Origin of the sequence: Paenimyroides marinum (assembly GCF_900108395.1) — a bacterium.
Lineage (GTDB): Bacteria > Bacteroidota > Bacteroidia > Flavobacteriales > Flavobacteriaceae > Flavobacterium > Flavobacterium marinum.
The window spans coordinates 1-9960 of sequence record NZ_FNXE01000063.1; the positions used below are offsets into that span (position 1 = coordinate 1).

At 31.6% G+C, this 9960-nt stretch carries 8 protein-coding genes and 1 pseudogene; 2 read left to right on the forward strand and 7 right to left on the reverse strand.

Annotated elements, in window-relative coordinates:
• Positions 1 to 339: 339 nt before the first annotated feature.
• Both BLW20_RS13770 and BLW20_RS13775 read right to left on the reverse strand, forming a co-directional pair.
• Positions 340 to 972, reverse strand: coding sequence for an Abi family protein (locus BLW20_RS13770; protein WP_091102558.1), 633 nt, complete (start codon positions 970 to 972; stop codon positions 340 to 342).
• 137 nt (positions 973 to 1109) lie between these two features.
• Complete coding sequence (locus tag BLW20_RS13775; RefSeq protein ID WP_143037818.1) at positions 1110 to 1637, reverse strand: hypothetical protein; 528 nt, start codon at positions 1635 to 1637, stop codon at positions 1110 to 1112.
• A gap of 289 nt (positions 1638 to 1926) precedes the next feature.
• Here BLW20_RS13775 and BLW20_RS14905 point away from each other — a divergent pair, with 289 nt between their 5' ends.
• Positions 1927 to 2163 carry a phage integrase N-terminal SAM-like domain-containing protein gene (locus tag BLW20_RS14905; protein ID WP_245725342.1) on the forward strand — a complete coding sequence of 79 codons (237 nt, stop codon included), beginning with the start codon at positions 1927 to 1929 and terminating at the stop codon, positions 2161 to 2163.
• A gap of 390 nt (positions 2164 to 2553) precedes the next feature.
• Here the strand turns inward: BLW20_RS14905 and BLW20_RS13785 are convergent, their stop codons facing one another.
• The 5 genes from BLW20_RS13785 to BLW20_RS13805 form a co-directional block, all read right to left on the reverse strand.
• Positions 2554 to 3408 carry a DUF7281 domain-containing protein gene (locus tag BLW20_RS13785; RefSeq protein ID WP_091102563.1) on the reverse strand — a complete coding sequence of 285 codons (855 nt, stop codon included), beginning with the start codon at positions 3406 to 3408 and terminating at the stop codon, positions 2554 to 2556.
• Positions 3409 to 3442: 34 nt separating this feature from the next.
• Positions 3443 to 7126 carry an ATP-binding protein gene (locus BLW20_RS13790; RefSeq protein WP_091102567.1) on the reverse strand — a complete coding sequence of 1228 codons (3684 nt, stop codon included), beginning with the start codon at positions 7124 to 7126 and terminating at the stop codon, positions 3443 to 3445.
• The gene (locus tag BLW20_RS13795) at positions 7110 to 7676 is read right to left on the reverse strand and encodes a condensin complex protein MksE (protein WP_177165104.1); all 567 of its coding nucleotides are present in this window, start codon (positions 7674 to 7676) and stop codon (positions 7110 to 7112) included. The genes BLW20_RS13790 and BLW20_RS13795 overlap by 17 nt, the downstream gene beginning before the upstream one ends.
• A 74-nt stretch (positions 7677 to 7750) precedes the next feature.
• Positions 7751 to 8122, reverse strand: coding sequence for a GxxExxY protein (locus tag BLW20_RS13800; RefSeq protein ID WP_091102574.1), 372 nt, complete (start codon positions 8120 to 8122; stop codon positions 7751 to 7753).
• A gap of 71 nt (positions 8123 to 8193) precedes the next feature.
• Positions 8194 to 9390, reverse strand: a complete 1197-nt coding sequence (locus BLW20_RS13805) for a hypothetical protein (protein WP_091102577.1) — start codon at positions 9388 to 9390, stop codon at positions 8194 to 8196.
• A gap of 325 nt (positions 9391 to 9715) precedes the next feature.
• On the opposite strand from BLW20_RS13805, the pseudogene BLW20_RS14800 reads away from it, so the two are divergent.
• Positions 9716 to 9960 (forward strand): annotated as a pseudogene (locus BLW20_RS14800) (IS1182 family transposase); the annotation flags it as partial.

A 9960-nucleotide genomic window follows, 5' to 3' on the forward strand; every position in this document is an offset into this window, starting at 1 on the left:
CACCAATGGACACCCAAGTACCCAGGCGGTACTATTTTTATCCAAAAACGACATCATTTACTTCCATGTAAGCCTTTCAAAATTTCAGAAGAAAAAATCTGTGCATAAAAATAGGTGCTCTAAAAGCACCTTATAAGTGTGTATAAATTCATTCTACAAGCTGTTTCCTTGCTGAAAAGGACTTTTTTCACAGCCTGACGGGCCGCGTATTGGCGATGGGCGGGATTTTTAGCACTGAACTTGATACGAAGAACCGAACTACAAATTTAGCAAAAAGTTTCATACAAAACACTTAACCCGCTCTCTTGCAAAACCCTTGTTAACTGTTCGCCCTTATTTTTAGATTACTTTTGCTTTTTGTAAAATGTTGTTAAATCGGTCTATGTCGGTTAGTAATTTTGGCAAATCATTGTCAATCCAAGTAATAAATGTAAGTATTTCGTTGTGTTGATTTTCAATGTCTTGCAAATTTCCAAAAATAGGTTCGTAATGATAAATTCTGTTTCGTAAGGTTCGTATGCGGTACAAAGAATCTGAAATTGTATCCCTTTGTCGCAGATGTTTTGGTGTGTTTTTGAAAATCAAACGTAAAGGTTTCCAAAGTAAACTTGTATGCTTTCTATTGAAAAGTCTGTTCCAAAAACCAAAATTGAGTTCTGCAACTATTCTGTCGGCAGTAATGGTTTTACGTTGTGCAGTCAGTTTTTGAGTAGCTTCTGCAACGAAAGGTAAAAATTCAACGGGTAAACTATTTTTGAACCAATACTCATCTTGAAAATGTGTTTTTAATGTTTCGTTAATAGCATTTCGTAAACTTACTTCAAGAACTGAAAGAATAGGGTAGAACGCCTCTGAAAGCTCTATGTTTACTTTATAAAGTTGGTATGCTTTGCTAAAATCATTGTTGGTTTTGGCAAGATAAACATTAAATCGAGGCTGTGAAAGATAGTATTTTAGTTGCTGTTCTGTCATACAGGTACAAAAGTGGAAAAATATTTTGAAATTTCCTAAATAATGTTGTATATTTGCATTGTTATACCGCTTCCTCCTCTCCCAGACTTTGTGTTGGTGATGAAAGCGGTTTCAGTTTTTTATACCACTTCTATTTCTTATTTAACTTCGTCTTCTAAATCCTTTTGAATTTTTTTTAGTTGTAACAAAACATTACTGTATAATTTTTCGTAATTATTTCCCATTTTGTCAAATAATTCACTGATTTCGTTTTTCATTACATTTTCTGATTGACTTATTCTATTTATTTTTTGAAGAATTTCAGTATTTTCATTCACTGTTTGATAGTTCTTATCCTCAATTAACTCGTAGAACAAATTTATGTGGTGATACTCATAATGAGGAAATTGTTTTAATTTTTGTGAATAAAATTCAATTTCTTTCTGTTGTATTAGAATCAATAAACTTTCTCCGTCTATGAAACTTTCCTTATACAGTTTAAATTGTAATCTGAATAGATTCAATAAATTTAGATACTCCAAATAAAATTCGGTTGCTTTTTTACCTGCATTGATTTTTTCTTTCCAGTAATATGTCTTTTGTTCTCTTTTGTATTTTGAATTTTCCCAAATGACATTAGCAAACCAGCCAATTACTCCGCAAAGTATTGGAAATAAAAACTTCATAAATTCAACAATACACATTTTAAACCTTTATTAGTTAATTTGTTATAAAAGTAATAGAATGCGAGGGTGGCACTTTTTAGCACAAATGTTGAATAGAATTACAAACTTTCAACTTTGCAGAAATGTTCAATCGAAGCCGTTTCCTGCCACTCTTGCCAAACCCTTGTTGAACTAAACCTCCGGTAGCTTTCGCTGCGATGATTTCGTATCTTAGTATATTTTAACATTAAATAAATGATACTATGGTAACTAAAAAAAATCTCCTGAGGAATTAAGAGCGAACAAATATTTGAATCGCGCATGTAGTGAAATTACAGGTTTTTCTGAACTTCTGCAACGTTTTGAACGAAATATTTCTATTTTAGGACGAAGCAAACGCACTTTTGAAAATTACTCTCGTCATGTGGCTGCTATGGCGTTACATTTTGGGTGTTTACCTACCGAATTAGATCCTGAGCAGGTTAAAGATTATCTTTATGAACTAAAACCTGCTCTGATTCACACTACACTTGCATCTGTGAATTAACTTTTACGGGTAAGGGGATTTGTGCTTTGTTGCATCGAAAAACAGTGCGAAAACAACAAAACAGCACAAGTACAAACCCAAAAAAAAGCAGTAATGCTAAAATTACTGCCGGTATATCTTAAAGCTACACTTCGAAAACTCCATAATACTTTATTAGCTCCCTACGGTTCCGTTCAACGGGCCTTACTTCACTTGTTTATTATTTGTTTTGGTGTTCAGTGATTTTCAATTCATCTCATGCCCTCCGGGCAAGACGAAGGCTTAGTTATTATACGACCGCCCCTTTTTTCATTTCGTTTTTATCAGTTAGCGTTGTCTTGGTAGCTCTTTTGCATTTTTTGTTTAGCTTTTGCGTGGTTGGAAAATGCAAATGTGCTACCAAATGGGTTACTATTTATGTCTTATATGTATCTCTTGGTCTAACCCTTTTTTGTACTGATGAAGAAGCTTTATAAGACTTACAATTCTTTCTTCTTCAATATTTTCGATATTAAAATTAATTTTTTGCTGATCATAACGACTTTTATTACCGTGTTTGTCTATTAGATTTTCTATTTTTTCGGGAATAAAAAACGATGCTTTTTCTTCAAGATGTTTTTTGTATTCATTTAAATAGATTCCAATTCCTGCAAAATCAAAATCGCCAAAATGCAGATAATTATTTGGGATAGATTGTAACCATTTGATCAAATCTTTACTTTGGTTTTGAGGATAACGAGAAATAAACAATGGTTTGATGTCTGCAAATAAATGTTTTTGATTTTCAATCCACCGAAAGTTTTCTGCGTTTTCAACTCCTACAATTGTAATGTCATTTTCTGGAATGAAATTCTCAAAATCATAAATGAATTGAAAAATACCTTCTGTAAAGCTTAATGTAATTTCTTTCCCGTTTAATGATGCTTTTATTGGAATGTAGCTGTTTACCAAAAAACCTTTAAATGTGCGTGTGTTTTTTAGTTTTGAATTAGATGAGATGTCTACCAACTCACTTCTCTGCACATTTTCTTTTAGAGCGACTTCAATGTATTTTTCAAGGTCATTGATTCCGTATTTGTTTTGAAGATATTGGTTGAGTGCACTTGCGTTTACAAGATGTACTTTTTTCTGTATTCTGCCTGTTCTTTCAATAATTCTTTCTGCAACCAATTCTTCTATTATAGAATGCTTGATTGCACTTGACGAAAGCGTTTTACCGTCTATAAGTTGTGCTAATTTTTGTGCTATTGGAACGGGTAATTTCATTATTGTAATTTAGCCACGAACACACGAATATTCACTAATTACTATTCGTGTTCATTCGTGTATTTGTGGCATATTTTTGAGCTATTAATCGTTTAATATTCGTTACATTTTTGGCATCTTTTGATAGCAAATAAGTGTAGCGATAATCCATTGCATTGAGTGATGTAGGCGAACTATTTATCAACAAAATATTTCTATCGTTGGCAAATTTTAAAATGCCTTTTACATTGTTGGGATGTAGTTTCCCGATTTCATCCATCATACAATGCAAGCGAAAATCATCTTTCTGTTTTTTGGTGGCTTTTTCTTTAAATACGTTCAAAAGCATAATGTTAATCATTGCTTTTACAAGTATATCTGTTCCTTCAGAACCTACATTGGTTAACTTTTCTACCCAACCAGTATCGTTGTCATTTTCGACTATTTTAAACAATAATTCAAACGAATCAGAAAGTGTAATTTCTTTTTCTTTAGAAATACTCATTTCTTTAATGAGTTGTATCAGCAATGAGATAGCCTTCTTGTTTTTGTCAGATTGGTCGTCAGAAGAAAACAAATCGGGTTTGCCTAAATTAAAAACATTTTCGTCATTAAACTTTTTGATTTCGACCAACAATGTGAAGATTTTGTTTTTACTCTCAATGGTTTTTAGCTCCATACTCTTAATAGCACCAACAAAATTTCTTGCAACAAAATCATTGTTTATTTCGGTTATGATTTTACTAATTTCACCTTCTTTTTCTATCAAAGCATTGGTTTCTCTACCTATCTGACGAATGATGTGAGCAAATCGTTCTTCAACACGCTGTTTGTATTCTGCAATTTTATTTTCATCTACAAACTCTTTTAGCATTTCGGAAAAATCAAAATAATCGGACTTTTCGGTAAATTTCACCTTAAAACTAAACAGATTGTTATCTTGAAAATTTCCCGTAAACTTATTAATTGCTTCTTGTAATTCGATATAGCGTTTGGTAATAGTATTGTCTGTAATTTGCAGTTCAGAAGTTAGTGAAACACAATTTTGTTCTGTTTTATGCGCTTCAGTAAATTCGGAAATATAATGTTCTACGGCTTGAAACATTTCCGTTTTAGTAAAATTATCAAAAGCGGTTAAGTCTGATTTTAAATTGTTCAGTGTTTTGTTTAAGGCCTCTATTTCTGCTTTAAGAATACCTATTTGTTGAATGAATTTATCCTTTTGAAGTTTGTGCTTTTCGCCTTCGGTTTCTAATTTTTTATCTAATAATGATTTGCTGTTTTTGAATTCACTTTCCTTGTCGAATAGTTGCTCTTTATCATATTTGTATCTTTCGGTAATAGAAAGATTGGTTTCGATAAAATTCATTTCAGAACGAATTGCTGAAAGACGCAAATCAATCTCACCAATTCTTTTTGTATCTGCACCTTTGGTATTCAATTCTTGTTTTTGTGCAGATTTTATCGTTTCAGACTTTGTGTGAATGTTTTGTTTTTCTGCTGTAATTTGAATGTCTAACTTTTGTAAAATATAATTTAATCTTTGTTGTTGTTCCTTTACTTTTGCTGTTTTTTCTTTCTTTTTTGCATCGATTATTTTATTGATGCTTGCTTCAATTTTTAGGACTTGCTCTTCGGCTTTTGTCTTTTCTTCGTTAAGTTTAGCAATGATTTTTTCGATATTTTCTATCGCTAATTGCTTCTCTGTTTTCGCTTTGGTTTCCCATTCAGAAAGACGTATCATCAGTTCATCCAACTTTGATTTTCCACTTTCTTTATTGTATTCACTTTGTTGAATTAGCTCTTTTTGTTCTTTAATTTTCGGGTGAAATTTTCTTTTTAATTTATCCAAATCATCATTCAATTCAGTTTGTATTTGCTGAATGGTTAGGCGAATATTTTGAATCTTATTTTGATAATTTGCCTGTTCGTTTTGCAAATCAGCTACCGTTTTCACATTCTTGTCAATCTCGCTTGTATCGATCTCTATTCCATAAAAATTGGAATTGTTATCCGTAGTTTTTTGTGGATTTAATCCTTTTTGGAACAATACATTTTCTTCGTCAATTACTTTTCCTATTGTATTTTCCCAATTCGGCACATTATCATTCAACCAACCATAGAAAGAATCTTTACTGTTCGCAATTTTTGTATCAATTTCTATTATCTGTTTGCTGATTTTTTCTTGTTCTTCTATTTGTTTTTCAACTTTTCTTTCTGAATCAGCTTTGGCGTTTTTCTCCTCAAATTCCCATTCTTTTTGTAAGGATTTTATTTTATCGTTCGCTTGTTGAATTTGCGTTTCAGCATTTGAAATATTGGTTTTTATATTGCCAATTTCCGTTTTGCAATTGTTGATTTCAGTTTCAAAAAAGCGTTTATGTTTCGCTTCTGAAAGTTGTATTCTTTGGTGGGTAATCGCTTTTTCTTGCTTTTTTACATTGTCATTAGCTGTAGCCAAGGCTTCTTGATTTTGTTTGCGAATGTCTTCATAAATAAAATCGTATTGTTGGTTGATTTCTTTTTCAAAAACATTGAAATTCTTTTCAGCTTTGTTTTTCTCGCTCTGAATATTGTTTTCGAATGCGGATAATTGATTTTCCAATTGTCGCAATTGAGCTTCGTATCGTTGTTGAATTTCAAGAAATTGAGAAGTCAAAATATTTTTTTCTTCCGACAGATTTTTTTCTTCCAGATCCAAATTTGGCTTTTGTGCTACACGTTCCAAAATGGATTCTATTTTTTGAACAGCATATTCATCTCGCTTGTTTTTGATTTCTTTGAGTTTGCTGGAAACTTCGCCTATTTGTTTTAAAATATAGTCTTTCTTTTTTCCGAAATCTTTATCAAGGTCGTTCAGTTTTTCTTGAACTCTGTTTTGTTTTAGTATTTCAGCATTGAGTTGTTCTTCGACTTTGGGTTGTTGCTCTTTTACAGCATTTAAAGCGTATCCCAATTGATAAGCCAATTCTTTTTTCTTTTGTTCTAAATATCTCAAAGCCGAATATGTTGTTGATACTTTTTCAGCTTGTTTGTCAATTTTGCCTTCCGTCCATTTTTTGATATCGTTCAAATTAGTTTCAAAATCACGAAGATGTGTTTGGGAATAGGTTGCTAGGTCAATTTTTATTTCATCTTCATTCAAAGATTTAATAATAGTTTCTTTTACAAATTCAGCATCTAATTTAGCATTCAAAAAAACGTTGGCAATGGTTCTTGGAATATTCTGATATTGTTTGCTTTCTATCAGAGCATATTTTCTAAATTCACTTTGTAAGCCTTTATTATTGCCGTACAAAATGTTTCTGTATTCCTCGTAATTGTTAATAATTCTCGTTGCATCTACTTTGCTTAAAGCAACTCTTATTTTATCAAAAGTTTCATATGCTTTTCCTGCATTGTCGATGAAAAAGTTTTTGTCATATCCCGAATTGATAAATCGAAATGCAACTCTTCCTTGATTTTTAAAACTCAAAACACAATATTTCCCTGTTTCGGTTTGTATTTCGTAAATGATATAGGAATTTTGATACGGAAAATAATATTCATTGTAATTTTTCTTTTCTCTCGAAATGCCTAATTTCTGAGTTTCGGCATTATAAAAGAAAAGTATCGCTCTTAGCAAAGTACTTTTTCCTACACCTTGTGTACCGATGAAATGCACGTTTCCATCCAGATCAACTTCGGAATATTTTATGGAAGCACTATTTATAAAAACAATTTTACTCAGGTATCTCATTAGCTACGTCTTCGGGAATATTAATGGTTAATATAAGCTGTTCAAGATATTTGAATGAGGCCAAAACTTTATATTGGTTGGTAATTTCATTTTCCAATTCTATAAAGGTGTCGTCTGATAATTTCTTTAAAATTCTTTCTAAAATATCTTGATGTCTCGTTTTGTCGGTATGCTTTTTCAGGCTTTCTAATTTTGTTTCCAATTCAGCATCGGTTTTTATTCGGGACAAAATATCAGCAGGCGAAAATCTAATACCGGCACTAAAAGCGTTGTCATAGGTTTTGAAAAAGTCAATAATATCTATCCATTCAAAAGCTTTTTCTATTTTCTTTTCAAGGTTTACATTCGTTTCGGGTCTGCTGAAATAAAAATACTCATCTCCTTTCTCTAAAACAAAATTGATGTTTATAAAGTACTCGTAAAGCGCTTCAAAATGCTGTTCATCTTCAATAATGTTGTATAGATTGCTGATGTTTTTATCAGAACTGTTGGAACTGATAAACTGTCCTTTGCTGAGTATTTTGAATATGTCGGCTGTTTGTGGTATCATAATTATGTTTAGCCACGAATACTCAAATGTTCACTAATAATTTGTTTTTTTTCGTGTATTCGTGGCTTAAATTTTTAATAAACTAATCTTTTATATTCTAATTTTCCTCTTCCAAAATTTACTAAAAGAGCTAATTTGTTTTTGGAAACTTTCAAGTAATTTATTGTTTGTGCTATGTGTTCGTCTGTAAGTGTTCTAACGCACTTTACCTCTAAAATAATTTTATCCATTACCACAAAATCTGCATAAAATTGATGTGGTAACAAAATCTCTCTAAAATATACTTCATAAGGTTTCTCTCTTTCGTAAAAGATCCCATCTTGTCTAAATATTAATTCCAAAGCGTCTTTATAGACAATTTCTAAAAATCCGTGACCGAGTTCATTATGAACTTCCATACACTTTCCAATAATTTGGTAAGACTCTTCTTTGTAAATTAATTCCATATTTTATTTTTTAGTCACGAATACACAAATTTTCACTAATATTTATTCGTGTCGATTTGTGCATTTGTGGCTTATTTAGGATAAATCATTGCATACTCAACCTCATTTTTTTCATCCACCTCTTCGGTAATTTCAAAGAAATTATCATACAAAGAAACCATTTGGCAATAAATGGTAACTCGCTCATCAAACGAAACAGTTTTTGAAAAATTAAAGCTCATCACAAAGTCAAATAAATTGTTGCTTCCTGCCACAAAACCATTTTTTACTTCTTCCAAATTGATTTGAACTTCTTCTTGGATTTGCGTTTCTAAATATTCGTCCGATATTTTTTCGGCAACAGGTTGCTTGAGTTTGGTTCCGATTTTTTTTCTTTCCGCTATTTTCTTTATACTTGCAAATGCTTCTTCATCTGTTTGTAGATATTCTAATGAAAGTTTAAGCGGATAAATGGGATTGGGCTCAAATACAACAGTATTATTTGACGCTAAAATTTGTTTTATATCGGTAGTTGTTTCGAGAATGAATTGGTCTTTCAGATATTTTATTTGTCGCAGTTTTTCTATAACACCACTTTGTTGCTGAATTTGATTTAAAAAATCAATTATTTGACGTTGAATTTCAATCAAATTATGGGTGCATTTATGCAATTGCATTTTCAATTGAACAATTATCCGATTCAATTCTTCATCAGTGGCTGTTTTGAAAAACGTAATATTATCATCTGTAATTAATTGCTCCGTTTGTTCAATAAGTTTGGTAATGTCTTTCCGCTTATTGTCAAGATTAATGAGTTTTGCTTTTTTGTTTTTATAGTTAGGTTCGCTTTTGAAGGTGTTGTCAATATTGCGTTTCAAATCCACTACATTTCGCAATGTAATAATGCCAATTTTCCTAAGCGTATTTTTTACTGTTCGTAAATACTCGTATTTTCTTTGTTCGTTTTGTTCGTTGAAATAATAATCAATGTTTTGTTTTACTTTTTCAAGGTTTTCATTGATGTATGAAGTGTTTATTTCTTCATTTGCTTCTAAAACCTGTTCAAAAAACTGCAAATACAAATCATCAATTTCTAAAGTATTTCCATTTTGTCTAATGACCGAACGGTCTATCAAATATTGAAGTCGTCCATCATTATCATCGACCAATTCGAGAGCATATTCGTATTTGTAATTAGCCGTTTTTCTTCTTTTAAACATTTCCGTAAGAAGATCTTCCTCACGTTTGAGAGCAAGTAAAATTTCTTTTATGTTGGAAAATGTAATCATATAATCGGCTATCTGTCAAAGATAATAATTTAAAGTTTTGTTTGTTGGATTCTCGTTCTAAAACATTCAGGTGGTGGGTGGGCTTGGGTGCGGTTGGGCAAAATTAAATGTGGTGCAAAAGCGTTAGATTTGTGCGGTGGCTTGCACCTCTTTTAATTTTTGCGAAGCGTTGGCAAATTTTTCGTTTTTGTCAGTCGGTTGATTTTGTGTCGCATCGTTCAAATGCCATTGCCGCTAACGTCAGTCTGTGAAAAAAGTACACAAACTCCTTTCAAATATAGTTAATATTTCATAAATTCATTAGGTATTCATAATTCACGGTTTTATGCCTATAATCAATGGTTTAGATAGACACCAACTTACATTCTCTAGTTTAGAAGCTACTATTGCTACCGATAATGATGTCCGATTTATAGATGCTTTTATAGATAAGTTAGATCTTCAGCAACTAGGCGTTCGCTCTTTAACTTCCTCGGATAAAAAGAAAGAAGGTCGGTCATCTTTTAGTGATTCTTTATTTCTCAAACTCTATCTTTATGCTTACCTCAATGGCATTCGCAGCAGCAGAAA